This is a genomic window from Tateyamaria algicola (genome assembly GCF_047715485.1).
In the GTDB taxonomy this organism is placed as follows: domain Bacteria; phylum Pseudomonadota; class Alphaproteobacteria; order Rhodobacterales; family Rhodobacteraceae; genus Tateyamaria.
The window spans coordinates 807462-823024 of record NZ_CP180422.1 but is presented as its reverse complement, the minus strand read 5'-3'; the positions used below and the strand labels follow the sequence as shown (position 1 = coordinate 823024).

At 61.7% G+C, this 15563-nt stretch carries 17 protein-coding genes; 9 read left to right on the top strand and 8 right to left on the bottom strand.

Translation table 11 applies throughout. The features are described 5' to 3' along the window. Window positions 1-67 precede the first annotated feature (67 nt). The 4 genes from ACMHLQ_RS06440 (at window position 68) to ACMHLQ_RS06425 (ending at window position 4230) form a co-directional block, all read left to right on the top strand. Window positions 68-1300: a TRAP transporter substrate-binding protein gene (locus tag ACMHLQ_RS06440; protein ID WP_415403964.1), complete on the top strand. Its 1233-nt coding sequence runs from the start codon at window positions 68-70 to the stop codon at window positions 1298-1300. A 113-nt stretch (window positions 1301-1413) separates the two neighbouring features. Then, on the top strand, window positions 1414-2085 hold the full coding sequence (locus ACMHLQ_RS06435) for a TRAP transporter small permease (protein ID WP_415403963.1): 672 nt from the start codon (window positions 1414-1416) through the stop codon (window positions 2083-2085). Next, window positions 2085-3443, top strand: a complete 1359-nt coding sequence (locus ACMHLQ_RS06430; protein ID WP_415403962.1) for a TRAP transporter large permease — start codon at window positions 2085-2087, stop codon at window positions 3441-3443. The genes ACMHLQ_RS06435 and ACMHLQ_RS06430 overlap by 1 nt, the downstream gene beginning before the upstream one ends. Before the next feature lie 7 nt (window positions 3444-3450). Further along, entirely contained in the window at window positions 3451-4230 is a 780-nt protein-coding gene (locus ACMHLQ_RS06425; RefSeq protein WP_415403961.1) for an IclR family transcriptional regulator, read from the top strand. A gap of 10 nt (window positions 4231-4240) precedes the next feature. On the opposite strand, the gene ACMHLQ_RS06420 is transcribed toward ACMHLQ_RS06425, so the two are convergent. From ACMHLQ_RS06420 to ACMHLQ_RS06410, 3 genes are read right to left on the bottom strand one after another with little or no spacing between them, the layout of a single operon-like run. Beyond that, window positions 4241-4903 (bottom strand): GntR family transcriptional regulator, encoded by a 663-nt coding sequence (locus ACMHLQ_RS06420; RefSeq protein ID WP_415403960.1) that lies wholly within the window; start codon window positions 4901-4903, stop codon window positions 4241-4243. After that, the gene (locus ACMHLQ_RS06415) at window positions 4903-5922 is read right to left on the bottom strand and encodes a Gfo/Idh/MocA family protein (RefSeq protein WP_415403959.1); all 1020 of its coding nucleotides are present in this window, start codon (window positions 5920-5922) and stop codon (window positions 4903-4905) included. The genes ACMHLQ_RS06420 and ACMHLQ_RS06415 overlap by 1 nt, the downstream gene beginning before the upstream one ends. After that, window positions 5919-6818 (bottom strand): isocitrate/isopropylmalate dehydrogenase family protein, encoded by a 900-nt coding sequence (locus tag ACMHLQ_RS06410; protein WP_415403958.1) that lies wholly within the window; start codon window positions 6816-6818, stop codon window positions 5919-5921. The genes ACMHLQ_RS06415 and ACMHLQ_RS06410 overlap by 4 nt, the downstream gene beginning before the upstream one ends. Before the next feature lie 314 nt (window positions 6819-7132). On the opposite strand from ACMHLQ_RS06410, the gene ACMHLQ_RS06405 reads away from it, so the two are divergent. The 5 genes from ACMHLQ_RS06405 (at window position 7133) to ACMHLQ_RS06385 (ending at window position 11646) form a co-directional block, all read left to right on the top strand. Further along, a complete protein-coding gene (locus tag ACMHLQ_RS06405; RefSeq protein ID WP_415403957.1) occupies window positions 7133-7426 on the top strand; it encodes a putative quinol monooxygenase in 294 nt (97 codons plus the stop codon). After that, window positions 7423-8235: an N-acyl homoserine lactonase family protein gene (locus ACMHLQ_RS06400; RefSeq protein WP_415403956.1), complete on the top strand. Its 813-nt coding sequence runs from the start codon at window positions 7423-7425 to the stop codon at window positions 8233-8235. The genes ACMHLQ_RS06405 and ACMHLQ_RS06400 overlap by 4 nt, the downstream gene beginning before the upstream one ends. A gap of 186 nt (window positions 8236-8421) precedes the next feature. Beyond that, window positions 8422-9198: a 3-hydroxybutyrate dehydrogenase gene (locus tag ACMHLQ_RS06395; protein WP_415403955.1), complete on the top strand. Its 777-nt coding sequence runs from the start codon at window positions 8422-8424 to the stop codon at window positions 9196-9198. Window positions 9199-9234: 36 nt separating this feature from the next. Continuing rightward, the gene (locus tag ACMHLQ_RS06390; RefSeq protein WP_415403954.1) at window positions 9235-10329 is read left to right on the top strand and encodes a patatin-like phospholipase family protein; all 1095 of its coding nucleotides are present in this window, start codon (window positions 9235-9237) and stop codon (window positions 10327-10329) included. A gap of 117 nt (window positions 10330-10446) precedes the next feature. Further along, window positions 10447-11646, top strand: a complete 1200-nt coding sequence (locus ACMHLQ_RS06385) for an MFS transporter (RefSeq protein WP_415403953.1) — start codon at window positions 10447-10449, stop codon at window positions 11644-11646. 18 nt (window positions 11647-11664) lie between these two features. Here ACMHLQ_RS06385 and ACMHLQ_RS06380 read toward each other — a convergent pair whose 3' ends face one another. The 5 genes from ACMHLQ_RS06380 to ACMHLQ_RS06360 are packed head-to-tail and all read right to left on the bottom strand — an operon-like array spanning window position 11665 to window position 15443. After that, window positions 11665-12627, bottom strand: coding sequence for an ABC transporter ATP-binding protein (locus ACMHLQ_RS06380; RefSeq protein WP_415403952.1), 963 nt, complete (start codon window positions 12625-12627; stop codon window positions 11665-11667). After that, window positions 12627-13607 carry an ABC transporter ATP-binding protein gene (locus ACMHLQ_RS06375; RefSeq protein ID WP_415403951.1) on the bottom strand — a complete coding sequence of 327 codons (981 nt, stop codon included), beginning with the start codon at window positions 13605-13607 and terminating at the stop codon, window positions 12627-12629. Before ACMHLQ_RS06375 ends, ACMHLQ_RS06380 begins: the two co-directional genes overlap by 1 nt. Beyond that, the gene (locus tag ACMHLQ_RS06370) at window positions 13608-14105 is read right to left on the bottom strand and encodes a HEPN family nuclease (protein ID WP_415403950.1); all 498 of its coding nucleotides are present in this window, start codon (window positions 14103-14105) and stop codon (window positions 13608-13610) included. It abuts the gene before it with no gap. Then, the gene (locus tag ACMHLQ_RS06365) at window positions 14105-15058 is read right to left on the bottom strand and encodes an ABC transporter permease (protein ID WP_415403949.1); all 954 of its coding nucleotides are present in this window, start codon (window positions 15056-15058) and stop codon (window positions 14105-14107) included. Before ACMHLQ_RS06365 ends, ACMHLQ_RS06370 begins: the two co-directional genes overlap by 1 nt. Before the next feature lies 1 nt (window position 15059). Further along, window positions 15060-15443 carry an ABC transporter permease gene (locus ACMHLQ_RS06360; RefSeq protein WP_415403948.1) on the bottom strand — a complete coding sequence of 128 codons (384 nt, stop codon included), beginning with the start codon at window positions 15441-15443 and terminating at the stop codon, window positions 15060-15062. Between the last annotated feature and the right edge of the window lie 120 nt (window positions 15444-15563).

Genomic DNA, 15563 nt, shown 5'->3' with positions numbered 1-15563 from the left:
TTGCTCAGCCTGCGCTAGCCTTTTCTGAGATAAAACGTCTCAATAAATATGCATCAGGGAGGATAGCATGGGAATTAGTGACAAGATCAACGGCATTTCCCGCCGCGATTTGTTCAAAGTGGCAGGCCGTTACGGCATGAGCTCGACGCTTCTGGCGGCTGGCGGTTTCGGTGGGGCCATGAGCCTTGCGAACCTCGCCTCGGCAGCTGAGTCGACTTATGAAAAGCGCTTTGCCAAGGAAGCCAAGCACACGCTGAAGTTCGGCGCGGCTGGTTTCAACGCACGTAACCTGTTGATCGAGCGCGCTGGCGCTCTGGAATTTGCCCGCGATCTGGAAAGCCGGACAGACGGCGAAATCCGCGTCGAATTCATCGGCGACAACCAGATCTGTGGCCAGGTGTCCTGCGTCGAGAAAGCACAGCAAGGCATCGTCGACATCTATGCGGCGTCCACACAGAACTCGGCGGGCGGTGCGCCTTACCTGAACGTTCTGGACTATGCCTACATGTTCCGTAACCGTGCCGACCAGTACCACTTCCTCTACTCGCCCAAGTCGCAAGCGCTGCTGCGCGAGCCCTATGAGAAGCGTCACGGCCTGAAATTCCTGTTCAGCCACGCTGAACTGCGCGGGATCCAGTTGGGTCTGGCATGGGAAGATCGCGAAACCGTCACATCGGTCGAGCAACTGTTCGGCACGAAAAACCGCGTCACGGGCACTCAGCTGGGCCGGATCGCAATGACCGCCCTGAATCTGAACCCGGTTCCGGTCGCTTGGGAAGAAACCCTCGACGGTCTGAAGCAGGGCCTGATCGATGGTGCAGAAACATGGGCCTCGGCCGTGGCATATGCCAACATGTCGCCCGTTGTGTCCCAGTCGGTTCACCTGAACTTCTTCTGCGGCACAGAGCACACGGCCATGAACGCTTCGGTGTTCGACGGTCTGAGCGGCGAGCTGCAGGACGCGGTCATGGAATCCTCGTACTGGGCACAAACCCACGTGCAGGCCGCCAACGAGGCCGCGCTGGTCAAGACCGTTGGTCTGTCCGACCCACAGCTGCCTGGCACGATCTTTGCGCAAAACAACGTGCGCAACGCGTTCCTGTCTGACGCCGAGATCAAGAAGGCCGAGGAAATGTGTTCGCCCGAGTTCCAACCACAGCTGTGGGAACAGTGGCGCGAGCGCATCAACGGCTGGTCCGGTGGTCTCGACACGTACCAGGAAATCTACGACGAGGTCCGTACAATCGACGGCAACACGCTGCCTGAGAACGTTGAGCCCCGCCGCTGGTGGAAAGCTTAACTTCCGGCTGAACGACAAGAGCCGACCCCGCACTCCGGGGTCGGCTTTTTTTGTCACAGAGCGCGCAACTGCGTCATAGTTGGCAATACTAGAATCAAAGGGAGGGGCGCCAGATGTCTATCTGGGCGGATATGTCGACCATCGTCACATCGACGTTGAGCGGCGACATCAACTTTAAAGTCGTACAAGCCTACAGATCGGATGCCGCGTGGTTCGTGTTCGGACCGATCACGATCATCGGCGCTTTTCTGGTGCACTACCTTTACAAGGCCGTGCCGTGGATTGACCGGAACCTGGAACGCTCGATCGTGGTCTATGCCTATATCATCATGGCAACGATCATCTTTGTCGGCGTGATCCAGCGCTTTGTCTTTTCCAACCAGGTGCCGTGGTCCACGACCATTCCGCCGCTCCTGTTCATGATCATGGCGTGGTACGGCTGCTCCTTTAACGTCAAGCTGCGCACACATCTCAGCTTTTCCGAATTCCGCAGCAACATGGGCCCCAAGGGGCAGTTCTTCCTTTTGATGTTCGACAACCTGCTTTGGATGATCTTTGCGATCATCGTCGTCACAACGACGTCGCGGGTGACTGTGAACACCTATGACAACTTCGCCATTGTTCTGGGCACCGACAACGTGATGCGCTGGTGGTTCATCGTAACCATGCCCGTGTGCTTCATCATGTTGGCCGGCCGCGTCGTCGGCAACGCGCTTGAGGACATCGCAAATTACCGCAGCGGCGAGCCGTTGATCAAACAAGCCGTGATCGGGGGGGACGTGTAATGTCTGACGGTTCGTGGATTACAATAATTTCTCTGGGCGTGACGTTCCTGTTCATGATGGGCACGCCGGTTATCCTGATCATCTTCTATTGGGTGGTCGGCTGTAGCTTCGTGCTCGACCTCACGCTGGACAATACCGGCTCCGAAATGTTGAACGTGTTCAAGGACGGCTTTGCGCTGCTGGCCATGCCGCTCTTTATCCTCACGGGTGACCTGATCAACAAATCAGGGATTGCCAAACGCCTGTCGGATTACGCCTATGCCTGTCTGGGCTGGCTGCGCGGTGGTCTGGCCATGGCTTCCATCGGGGCTTGCGGTCTGTTTGCCGCGATCTCGGGCTCGAACTCGGCCACGACGGCCACGATCGGTTCGATGCTGCACCCTGAAATGGTCAAAGGTGGGTATGACGAACGCTTCTCGGCTGCGACTGCGGCTGCGGGCGGTACGGTCGGGATCATCATCCCGCCCTCGATCATCTTCATTGTCTACGGCTTCCTGATGAACCTCGAGGTGGGGCAGTTGTTCCTCGCCGGTATTATCCCCGGCGTCCTGATGGTTGTCGCGATGATGCTGGTCTGTTTCGTGGTCTGCACGGTGAACAAGTGGGGCATCCTGACCAACCTCAGCATTAGCCGCGTGATCAAGACCGCTATCGGCGCCTGGCTCGGCTTCTTCGCCATTGGCCTCGTGCTGTGGGGCATCTACACGGGCAAGTTCTCGCCCACCGAAGCGGCGGGCGTGACCGTCGGGTTCGGCATCATCGTCGGAGTCATCTGTTTCCCCATCAACAAGATCATGGGATCAGACGCAGACCTGCCGATTGATGAAAAGCCTGTATCGTCCATGTTCGTGGTCAACGGCTTCACCATTCAGGAAATCCCGTCGATCGTCGTCCGCTCGGCCCAGATCACCGGCATTCTCGCGCCGCTGATCGCGGTGTCGGTGGTGATGCAACAGATCCTGTCGCTGCTGGGCGCACAAGAAACGATTGGTGGTCTGGTGACCAGCATGGGGGGCTACTACCCCGTTCTGTTCACGGCGATGGCCATGGTCTTTGTCGCGGGCATGATCCTCGAAAGTCTTCCGGTCACAATCATCATGGCGCCGATCCTGGCCCCGATTGCTGCATCGGTGGGCGTTGACCCGATCCATTTCGCGGTGATCTTCCTGGTTGGTGCATCGATTGGTTTCATCACACCGCCTTATGGTCTTAACCTTTACGTTGCGTCTGGCGTGACGGGCGTTCCATATTTCCGGCTGTTGCGCTATTCCACCATGTACTTGGGATCGCTGATCGCTGTATGGATTCTTGTGGCGCTCACACCTGAATTGGCTCTGTCACTGTTACCAACCCAGTAAGCGAAAAATGCCTGACGACCACCGCCCTCGCAAGGAACACCAAATCCCCACGAACCTGCGCCTGCTGGTCGTGATGGAAGAAGTGGCTCGGCGCGGGGTGGCGGTCAAGCCGACCGATCTGATCGACGCGCTTGGGCTGCCGAAACCCACGGTCCACCGGCTGCTGCAAACAGCCGAGGCCGAGGGGTTCTTGCAACGCGACCTTGACGGTCGATCCTATGGCCCGGGCCCGCGACTGCGGGCCCTGGCTGTCTCTACCATGTCCTCCGAACACTTGCGCACGGCCCGCCTGACCATCCTGCGCGGCGTCGCCGAAGAGATCGGAGAGACCTGCAACCTTGCCACGGCCGACCGCGAAGGGATGACCTATCTCGATCGGGTCGAGACCGAGTGGCCGCTGCGCATCCAACTGCCCATCGGCACGCAGGTGCCGTTCCACTGCACCGCTTCGGGCAAGATGTACCTGTCGACCCTGCGCCCGCATGTGCTGCGCGCCGTGTTGACATCACGCCCGCTGGAAAGGCCGACCGAGTCCACGCTGACCGACATCGATACCATCAAGCAAGAGCTCGAGGCGATCCGCCAGCGCGGCTATTCTACCGATGACGAAGAGTTCATGGCCGGCATGACCGCACTTGCCGTGCCAATCTGGGATGGGCAGGGAAAACTGCTTGCCACCCTGTCGGCCCACGCGCCCATGCAGCGTCGCACGCTGACGCAATTGATGGACTACCTGCCCGCCTTGCGTCGCGGCGCGCAGGAACTGACCGAGCTGCATTCCGCTTGAGGCGGCGCCCTCACAACCCGTGAAACTGATGTTTTTCCAGCAACGCCACCAGCATGTCGCGCGCCGCGCGCCGGTGGGTGTGGTGCGTGTCATGCGCGGTTCTGGCATCGCCATCGGCAATCGCCTGATAAACGGTGCGGTGATCCGCGTTTGATTGCGCCGGTTTCGGGCGCATGAATAGGGTCGTCGCGCGGGCGCGGCGCACCTGATCCCGCATGACCGACACGATCATCGACAGGCGCGCATTGCGCCCCAGCCGCACCAGTTCGCGGTGAAACCTGTCATCGGCCTCGGCCCAGGCGCGCAGATCCTCGTCCGCGAGGGCGGCATCCATATCCGCGATGGCCTTGGCCAGTGTTTCGAGGTCTGAGGCGGAATACCCCGCCTCTGCCGCGCGGGCGGCCGCCAGGCTCTCCAACTCGGTCAGGATGTCGTAGATATCGCTCATGTCCTGGGCAGAGACGGGGCTGATGCGGATGCCGCGCCGGGGGCGCAACTCGACCAACCCTTGGGCCTGCAACATCAGCGCGGCCTCGCGCAGGGGCGTGCGCGACATGTTCAGCTTTTCGGCCAGTTCGGTCTCCATATGGTCCGAGCCGGGGGGCAGTTCGCCCGAAAAGATCATTTGACGCAGGGCGGTCATCGCCCGTTCCACATTCGTCATGGCCCCCATCACTCCGCCCCTTCCAGCGATGTTTTGCGCCCCGTATCGGCCGAGGCGTAAATGGCATCCTTCACCGCAATCACCTGTAGGTAATCACGCGCTTCGTTTTCCAAAGGGGTGCCTTCGCGCATCGCGCCAATCACGTGGGATTGCAGGGCATGCACGCAGTCACCGCCGAATCCCTCCCATGTGTCGGGTGCCAAGACCGCGTGGCTGTCCGTTGCGCCAAACGCGCGCCGCCACACCGATCCGTCACCCAGCAGGGTCAACACGCCCGCGGTTCCCTCGATCTGCGCCTCGCCCATGGTGCGGCGCAGGTTGTCGGCCACGTGATCGAGATGGCGATTGCCGTCAAACAGCGCCCGTACCGGCCCGTGATCAAAGATCACATGCCCGGCATCCTCGCCCGCAATCGCCGGGTTGATACGGCGCAGATCGGCATAGACCGCGCTGGCCGGACCAAAGAGGAACTGGAACGTGTCCACCCAATGCACAGCCGTCTCGTGGATCAGAAACCGCTCCATCTGCTGGAAATAGGGTTGGCGATCCAGGTAGGCGCGCGGCCCTTGCCCGTCGCCGGGACGCAGGCGAAAGGTGGCGTTCAGCACCGTGCCGATGGTACCAGCGTCGAGTTCGGCCTTGATCGCGCGATACCACGGCTGAAAGCGGAAATTCTCGTGTACGATCAACCGGGCACCCGCCGCATCGGCCTCGGCCACGATGGCGCGGGCCTCGTCGATGTCGGTGCAAAACGGCTTTTGGCAGATAATCCACTTGATCCCTGCCGTGAGGGCCGCGCGGATCGTGGGTGCGTGGGCAGCCGGGGGCAGGATGATGTCGAGCAGGTCTGGCTGCGCCTCGATCAGCAGTTCCGCCAGATCGTCGAAGGCCGGGGCGCCTGTCGCCTCGGCGCGGGCGCGATCAAGGTCGCAGGCACCCACCACCTGCACACCGTCCATGCGGGCCCAGCTGCCATAGTGGAACTGGCTGAAATAGCCCGCTCCGACACATGCCACGCGGATGGTCATGCCAGCGCCTCGCGCACCGCCGTCGCCACATCCGCCGTGCCCGCCGTGCCGCCCAGATCGCGGGTCACGACGCGCGCCTCGGCCACCACGGTCTCGACCGCGTCGCGCAGCCGCGCGCCATCGGCCACCATCGCGGGCACATCATGCCGCCCGCCCAGCCATTCCAGCATCATCGCCGCCGACAGGATCATCGCCATGGGGTTCGCCACCCCTTGGCCTGCAATGTCGGGGGCCGACCCGTGGCAGGGCTGAAACACCGCATGGTCCTGCCCGATATCCGCCGACGGGGCGAGGCCAAGACCACCCATCAACCCCGCGCCCAGATCGGACAGGATGTCGCCGAACATGTTCTCGGTCACCATCACGTCGAATGCCCATGGCTTTTCCACCATCCATAGAGCCGTGGCGTCGACATAGGCGTGGTTGGCCTCGATCTCCGGATGCTTGGCCGCCTCGGCATCGAACATCTCGCGGAAAAAGGCAAAGGCGCGGAACACGTTGGCCTTGTCGACACAGGTCACCTTGCCCGGACCGCGCCCCGCCGCCTTGCGCGACTGCGCCAGATCAAAGGCGAACTTGAACAGTGGCTCGGAAATCGCGCGGGTGATCAGCAGCGTCTCGCGCGCCTCGTCCCGCGTGACCTCACCGCGCCCCTGCGTGTGAAAGAGCCCCTCGGTGCTTTCCCGGATCAACACGAAATCGACTGTCTCGCCACCTTTCAGCGCCAGCGGTGTCGGCTGACCGGGACGGATGGTGACAGGGCGCACGCCTGCAAACAGGGTCAGGGCCTTGCGCAGATCGATCTGCGGCGAAATCTCGGTCCCGTCGGGGTAACGCACATCCGGCAGGCCCATCGCCGACAACAGGATCGCATCCGCAGCCCGCGCCGTCTCCATCGAGGCAGGGGGAAGCTCTCTCCGGTTGTGGCGTAATGGGCTGCGCCCGCGGGGGCGTCGACAAAGTTCAGCGTGTAATCCGCACCCGCCGCCAAGACCTCGAGCAACCCAACAGTAGGTGACATGATCTCTGGCCCGATGCCGTCGCCCTGAAACACGGCAATATCGAAGGTTGTTTTCATTGGCTTGGACCCCTTTGGCCTTAGGATGCGTGAAAGCGACTCGCTTATCGTATGTCTTTATGTATACATTAACGCATACACATGTAAATTCCCCCTGTGCATACGCTCGGGGCCAAAGGAAAGACCAGATAGATGCCATATGCCGTCACCGTCGTGTTCGACATCAAACCGGGCCACATGGACCGCTTCCTGTCCCACATCATCCGAAATGCGCGCCGCTCTCTCTATGACGAACCGGGATGCCAACAGTTCGACGTGTGCACCGATCCGGGTGAGCCGAACACCGTCTTCCTCTACGAACTCTATGACGACCTCGCCGCATTCGAGGCGCATCAGCAGACGCCGCACTACCTCGAAACAGGCCCTAGAATCGCGGATCTGGTCGCCAGCAAGACGCTGCGCACATTCGAGGCTGTCCACAGATGAGCACGCCCTCCACAGACTGGGAAGTCTACGCGATCAAATACGCCGAACGGAACGCACGCACACGCGCTGACAGCTTCATCTTTGACGACAACCACGACGCGCCGCACGCGATGGACTACTTCATGTGGCTGATCCGGGGGGCGGGGCGGGTCATCCTAGTCGATACCGGCTATGATATGGACGAGGCCACATCGCGCGACCGCCCCATCCGGCTTGATCCGGTCGAGGCGCTGAAGCCCTTTGATCTGACGCCCGACGACATCACCGAAATCATCGTCACCCATCTCCACTATGATCACGCGGGCGGGTTGCACCTGTTTCCGAATGCCACGCTGCACCTCCAAGCGGCCGAGATGGCCTATGCCACCGGCCCCTGCATGTGCCACGATACGCTGCGCATGCCCTTCACGGCGGGCCATGTGTGCGAGGCGATCAAACGGCTGTACTCGGGCAAGGTCATCTTTCACGACGGCGATGGCCAGATTGCCGATGGGATCACCGTGCACTGTATCGGGGGGCATTCGCGCGGCTTGCAGGCGGTGCGGGTGCGCACACAGGCGGGGTGGATGGTGCTGGCCTCGGATGCCGCGCATTTCTACGAGAATTTCGTGGCCGCCAAACCCTTTCCCATCGTCGTGGATTTGCAGGACATGCTGGATGGGTTCACCACGCTGCGCAGGCTGGCCAGCGCGCCAAGGCTGATCGTGCCGGGGCATGACCCGCTGGTGCGCCAGTATTTCGAACCCGCGATGGCGGGCCATATCCACAGGCTCGATGTGGGGCCGATCCACGATCTGCCCGCGACCTGAAATGACCGGATGATTGCCTGAAAATCAGGCAATCGGCTGGTTCGAGGCCGCCAGACTGTAACACGCGCCCCATTTTCTCACGTCGCGGCGATGGGGCTGAAACGTGATTTGGTCCTGTTTCATTTGTCCCCTATGTGATGGTCAACAGGCAGTTTCCGCACTGCAGCATTCACAAAGGGCAAGACCATGACACGTACCGCCATCATCACAGGGTCCACCAGCGGCATCGGGCTCGGCATTGCCGAAGCCTTTGCCGCCGAGGGCTTCAACATCATGCTGAACGGTTTTGGCGATGCGGACGAGATCGAGGCGACCCGCGCCACACTTGATGCAAAAGCCGCAGGCCGCGTCGCCTATCACGGCGCGGACATGACCAAGCCCGATCAGATCGCGGACCTTGTGGCCGAGACCGAGGCCCAGTTCGGCGCGGTCGATGTCCTCGTCAACAATGCAGGCATCCAACACGTCGCCCCGGTCGAAGAGTTTCCGCTGGACAAGTGGGACGCGATCATCGCGATCAACATGTCTTCGGCCTTTCACACCATCCGCGCGGCGTTGCCGGGCATGAAGGCGCGCAAATGGGGGCGGATCATCAACGTGGCCTCGGCCCATGGGCTTGTCGCATCGCCCTTTAAATCCGCCTATGTGACGGCCAAGCACGGGATCGTGGGGCTGACCAAGACTGTTGCCCTCGAGGCGGCGGAGGACGGTGTGACCGTCAACGCGGTCTGCCCCGGTTATGTGCTGACGCCCTTGGTCGAAGGGCAAATCCCCGACACTGCCAAGGCGCGCGGCATCACCGAGGAAGAGGTCAAGCGCGACGTGCTGCTGGCCGCCCAACCGACCAAGGAATTCGTGACGGTGGAACAGTTGGGCGCGCTCTGCGTCTTCCTTGCTTCGGACGGCGCGGCCTCGATGACGGGCACGGCGCTGCCCGTCGATGGCGGCTGGGTTGCCCAGTGATGACCGGACCGCACGGTTCAACAGGAGGACGTAAACATGTCCAGAGATAACGGCCGCGCCAAGCGGCACGAGAAATCCATCAACCTTGCCCTGCAGGGGGGCGGTTCGCACGGTGCGTTCACCTGGGGTGTGCTGGATCGCATGTTCGAAGAGGACCGGCTGTGGATCGAAGGGATCAGCGGCACCTCGGCGGGGGCCATGAACGCGGTGGTCGCGACCCAAGGGATGTATGACGCCGGTGCCGCAGGCGCGCGTCAGGCGCTCGAGGATTTCTGGAAGGCCGTCAGCATCGCGGGGCAGGGCAGCCCGATCAAACGCACGCCGTATGAAAAGCTGACGGGGTCCTGGTCGCTGGACCTTAATCCGGGCTACGCGATGATGGATCTGATGAGCCGCATGGCCTCGCCCTATGATCTGAACCCGCTGGGCATCAACCCGCTGCGCGACGTGGTCGAAGAATTCATCGACTTCGACAAGGTGGCGAACTGCCCGGACATGGGCCTCTTCATCTCGGCCACCAATGTCGAGACGGGGCGCGCCCGCGTGTTTCAGCGCCACGAGGTGACGCTGGATGTGGTCATGGCCTCGGCCTGCCTGCCAAACATGTTCAAGGCGGTCGAGATCGACGGCGTGCCCTATTGGGATGGTGGGTACATGGGAAACCCGGTGCTGTTCCCCTTCATCGATCACTCGCCCTCGTCGGATATCGTGATCGTGCAGATCAACCCGCTCTTGCGGCCCGGCACGCCACGCCGCGCGCGCGACATCCAGAACCGGGTGAACGAGATCACGTTCAACGCCTCGCTCTTGCGTGATCTGCGCACCATTGATCTGGTCCATCGCCTGATCGAGGACGGGGCGCTGTCCAACAACGAGTACCGCACCATGAATATGCACATGATCGACGGTTGTGACGACATGCTGGCGATGGACGCGTCATCGAAGTTGAACTCGGAATGGGCGTTCCTGATCCATCTGCGCGACCTGGGGCGCGAACATGCAGACCGCTGGCTGGACGCAAATTTTGACAAGATCGAAGTGGAAAGCACGCTGGATCTGCGTGCGATGTTTGACGACTTCGGCGCGCCGCACAAGGGCAAGGACGTCGAGCTGAAAAGCCGAGAGAGCTAGGCGCATGGCACTGCGGAACATGATGGCAAGACCTGCTGCAGTGCCATCTGTGTTGGCGGGCCGGTTATGGAAAATGCAGGTGACGCAATGACGTCCATAGCTGACCCGGCTGCCACAATGACGGGAATGGCCCCGGAACTGGCGGAAAAGGCGCCCGAGGACAGGCGGATGGTGATCCGCCGCTCGAGCATGATCGCGCTGATCGCCTTTCTCACGCTGATTGACCTTTTCGGTTCTCAGGCGCTGTTGCCGACGCTGGTGCAGACCTACGCTGTGTCGCCCGCCGCCATGGGATTTGCCGTCAACGCCTCGACCATCGGGATGGCGCTGGCCAGCCTGATCGTGGCGATCTTTGCCCGCCGGATTGATCGCAAGCGGGGCATCTGGATGTGCCTTGCGATGCTGAGCATCCCCACGATGCTGCTGGCACAACAACCCGACCTGACCACCTTTACCCTGCTGCGCATTGCGCAAGGGGTGTTCATGTCCGCCGCCTTTACCCTCACGCTGACCTATCTGAGCGAAGAGTGTTCGATGACGGCTGTGGCGGGCGCGATGGCGGCCTATATCACGGGCAACGTCGCCTCGAACCTGTTCGGGCGGCTGCTGGCCTCGGGGCTGGCTGACAATCTGGGACTGGCAGAGAGCTTTTACGGCTTTGCGATCCTGAACCTCGCCGGTGCCCTTGCCGCCTATCTTTACATCGGAGGCCAGGACCGGCTGCGCGACGCCCCGACACAGGAAGCGGGATCGGTGGTGGAGGCGTGGCGCGACCATCTGACCAACCCCAGGCTGGTGGCGATGATCGGGATCGGGTTCATACTGCTGTTCGTCTTCGTCGCGACCTTCACCTATGCCAATTTCATTCTGTCCGAGGCGCCCTTTGCCTTGCCACAGATGTATATCGGTTTTGTCTATTTCGTCTTTGTCCCTGCGATCCTGACGACACCCATGGCCGCGGCCTCGGTCAGAAGATATGGGGCGCGGGCCAGTTTTCACGGCGCGATTGCGGTGTCGGTGCTGGGCCTTTTGCTGCTGCTCACGCCGTCGCTGGTGCTGTTCCTGGCAGGGCTGGCGATGGTAGGGGCGGGCCTGTTCTTTGCCCAGTCGGTAGCGACGGGATATGTGGGGCGCACGGCGACCCATGATCATGCGGCGGCCAATGGCCTCTATCTGGCGAGCTACTATGTCGGCGGGATGTCAGGCGCCTACGTCATTGGCCAAGTGTTTCAGGCGCAGGGGTGGGCGCTGTCCGTCGCGGTGCTGATCGCCTTGACGCTGCTGGCCTGGGTTCTGTCGTTGAAAATGGCCCGCTGAGCCTGCGCCCCGGCCTCGCTAGTCCACCATATGGCATGCGACCCGAGCGCTGCCGGACGCGCGCAGTTCTGGGCGCTGGGTGCGGCAGATGTCCTGCGCCAGCGGGCAGCGCGGATTGTAGGCACAGCCCGGCGGCGGGTTGATCGGATCCGGGATTTCGCCGGTGGGCGGGGCGACCTCGCGCCCGAAGGCGTCCAGTTTGGGTGCGGCGGCCAACAGCATTTGCGTGTAGGGGTGTTTGGGATCGTCAAACAGGGTGTCTGGATCGGCCTCTTCCACCAACCGCCCGAGATAGAGCACGCCGATCCGGTCGGCCATGTGCTGCACCACGGTCAGATCGTGGCTGATGAAGAGGTAGGTGAGGCCCAGATCGTCCTTGAGGTCGCTCATCAGGTTCAGCACCTGCGCCTGCACCGACACATCGAGCGCGCTGGTGGGTTCGTCGCACACGATCAGCTTTGGCTCGGAGGCGAGCGCGCGGGCGATGCAGATCCGCTGGCGCTGCCCGCCCGAAAACTCGTGCGGGAACTTGCCTGCATCCCGGGCCGACAGGCCAACCTGTTCCAGTAGTTTCTCGGCCAGCCCCTTGGTGTCGCCGCCGCGCGCGGCCACGGGTTCGGCGATGATGTCGCGCACCCGCCAGCGCGGGTTGAGCGAGGCGTAAGGGTCCTGAAAGATCATCTGGATGTCCGAGCGGATGCTTTCGATCTTGTCGGCGTCTTTTTCACGGGCCAGATCAATGCCGCGGATTTCCACGGCGCCCTCGCTTGGGGTCAGCAACCCCACCAGCATCTTGCCGATGGTGGATTTGCCCGAACCGGATTCGCCCACCAGCGCATAGACCGTCTTTTCCTCGATCTCGAAAGACACGTCCGAGACGGCCGTAAGCAGCGCGCGCGGTTTGCGTTCGACAAGCCGGTTCAGCCAGGGTTTGGAGACGTCGAAGATGCGGGTGAGATTGCGGATGGAGACCAGAGCCATCAGGCCACCTCGTCACGTTTGATCGGGTGGAAACAGGCGGCGCGCCCTGCGCCATCCTCGATCCGGGGGCCGGGATCCTGTTTGCAATCCGCCTGGGTGTGGGGGCAGCGCGGGTGAAAGGCGCAGCCATGTGGCAGGGCGTCAAGCCGGGGCATCGCGCCGGGGATCTGGTGCAGCCGGTCCTTGCCGCGCGAGGCAAGTGGGGTCGAGCCCATGAGCCCGTCGGTATAGGGATGAATGGGGGCGGCCAGCACCTCGCGCACGGGGCCTAGCTCGGCCAGTTGGCCTGCATACATCACCGCGACGCGGTCCGCAGCCTCGGCAATCACACCCATGTCGTGGGTGATCAGCATGACGGCGGTGCCCCGTTCGCGGCAGAGTTTCTTGAGCAGTGCGATGATCTGCGCCTGTACCGACACATCCAGCGCAGTGGTCGGTTCATCCGCGATGATCAGCGAGGGTTCGGCGCAGAGCGCCAGCGCAATCACGACCCGCTGGCGCATGCCGCCCGAGAATTCGTGCGGATAGCTGTCGACCCGTTGGGACGCCCCGGGAATGCCGACTTCCTCCAGCGCGGCGATGGCGCGTTTGCGGGCCTGGGATGTCGAGATGTCGAGATGCGCCAGCATCGTCTCGGTCAGCTGGTCCCCGATCTTCAGCAACGGGTTGAGCGAGGTGAGGGGGTCCTGAAAGACCATCCCGATCTCCTTGCCCCGCAGGCGGCGCATCTGGTCGCCCTTGAGGTGGTCGATGCGCGTGCCGTTGAGATGGATTTCCCCGGCCGAGATATGGGCGGGCGTGTTCAGCAGGCCGATGACGGCATTCCCGGCCATGGACTTGCCCGCGCCGCTTTCGCCCACAACGCCGAGGATTTCACCGGCAGCGATGTCATACGAGACGCCGTTGACAGGCCGCAGGATGCCGTGCCGGGTGGGGATGTCGACGGTGAGGTTCTGGATGGAGAGGATGGGGGAGGTCAACTACTTATACTCGTCGATTAGTTCAAGGATCGCATAGCAAAAAATCAACAACTGATCCCCGGTGAGCCGGATCCGAACCCGCTCGTCGAGCGTTTTTTGCTGCCTATTCCAATGACCATCAAAGAATGTGACCTCAACCTCGTTCAATTCTCGCGAGTCATTGCTAAATACAACACGACGATGGCTCACAGCGTTTCTGATGGTGCGCCAAAGCTGCCCTATGGTGTTAATCTTTCCCAAATCGACTGTTAGCTTAAATTCACTATTAGGGAAAACATCGGCAAGCCGTCGATCTTTGATGTGCTCCCCAATAGGGTCGTGGTTCCATGGAAAAACGACTATGCCAACCAGCGAACTGACTACTTGCGTCACAGGGTGAACATCTTCGCCACGTTTGTGCGCGTGAAGAATTGCGTCCAAGTTCTTGCGAGTTCTTAAAGCAAAACCAAATGGGTCGTTTCGCGAAACCATGAATTCGTAAGAGTATTCTGTTTGCATCACCGCAGCCTCGGGTTCAGTGCGTCGCGCAGCCAGTCGCCCAGCAGGTTCACACTCAGCGCCAGTGTCAACAGCGTGACGGCGGGGAACAGCAGGATCCACCACTCGCCGGAAAAGAGGAAGCCCTGGCCGATGCGGATAAGGGTGCCGAGCGAGGGTTGGGTGGGCGGTGCGCCGACGCCCAGGAAGGACAGTGTCGCCTCGGCAATGATTGCGAGGGCGAGCGAGATCGTGGCGATCACGAGGACGGGCGACAGCACGTTGGGCAGGATGTGACGCACCATGATGGCGGGGCCCGTGCGCCCGATCAGCTTGGCGGCCGCGACATATTCCTTGTTCTTCTCCACCAGTGTTGCCCCGCGCACGACACGGGCGAACTGCACCCAATCGGACAGTCCAATGGCCAGGATCAGCACCCAGATGGCCATCTGATCGCGATATTCGACGGGTGTGATGCCCTTGGCCACGCCAAAGATCAGCATGGCCACGAGGATCGCGGGAAAGGTCAGTTGCACGTCGGCGATACGCATGATGATTGTCTCTGTCCAGCCACCCACATAGCCCGCGAGTAGGCCCAGCGTGATGCCGAGCACCATGGCAAAGGCCACGGCAGCCGCCCCCACGAACAGCGAAATCCGCATGCCATAGAGGATCGTGGAAAACACGTCGCGCCCCTGATCGTCGGTGCCCAGCCAGAACGTGTCACCCGTGAACGCGTTGGGCGTCATGGGTGCCGAAAACCCGTTCATCAGGTTGAGCGAGGCGGGATCAAACGGGTTGTAGGGCGCGATCAGCGGCGCAAAGATGGCCGACAGGACCAGGACCAGCGTGACCGCGAAACTGACCACCGCGACGGGTGAGCGTTTGAACTGGTAGATGAAGTCCGATTGCAGCGCGAGGGAGAGGCGCGAGGGGTCTTTGACGGGTGTGTCGGGTAGGGGTGTGTCGACCATCTCAGTGCCCTCCGGTCCGGTCCGCGCGCAGGCGCGGGTCGATGGCGAAATAGAGCAGGTCAACGATCAGGTTGATGCCCACGAACATGACCGAAATCAGCATGAGATACGCGGCCATGACCGGGATATCGACAAATTGGATAGCGTTGATGAACAACAACCCCACACCCGGCCACTGGAACACCGTTTCCGTGATGATGGCAAAGGCGATGATGCTTCCCAACTGCAACCCGGTGACGGTGATCACGGGGACCAGCGTATTTTTCAGCGCATGGCGAAAGTTGACGGCCCGTTCGCGCAGGCCACGGGCGCGGGCAAAGCGGATGTAGTCCTGCCGCAGCACCTCGAGCATCTCGGAGCGCACCAGCCGCATGATCAGCGTCATCTGGTAGAGACCGAGCGTGATCGACGGCAGGATCAGCGCCTTGAGCCCGGATTCCGTGAGGAACCCGGTGGACCAGTTGCCGATCTTGACGGTCTCCCCCGTCCGAAACTGGGCAGCCAG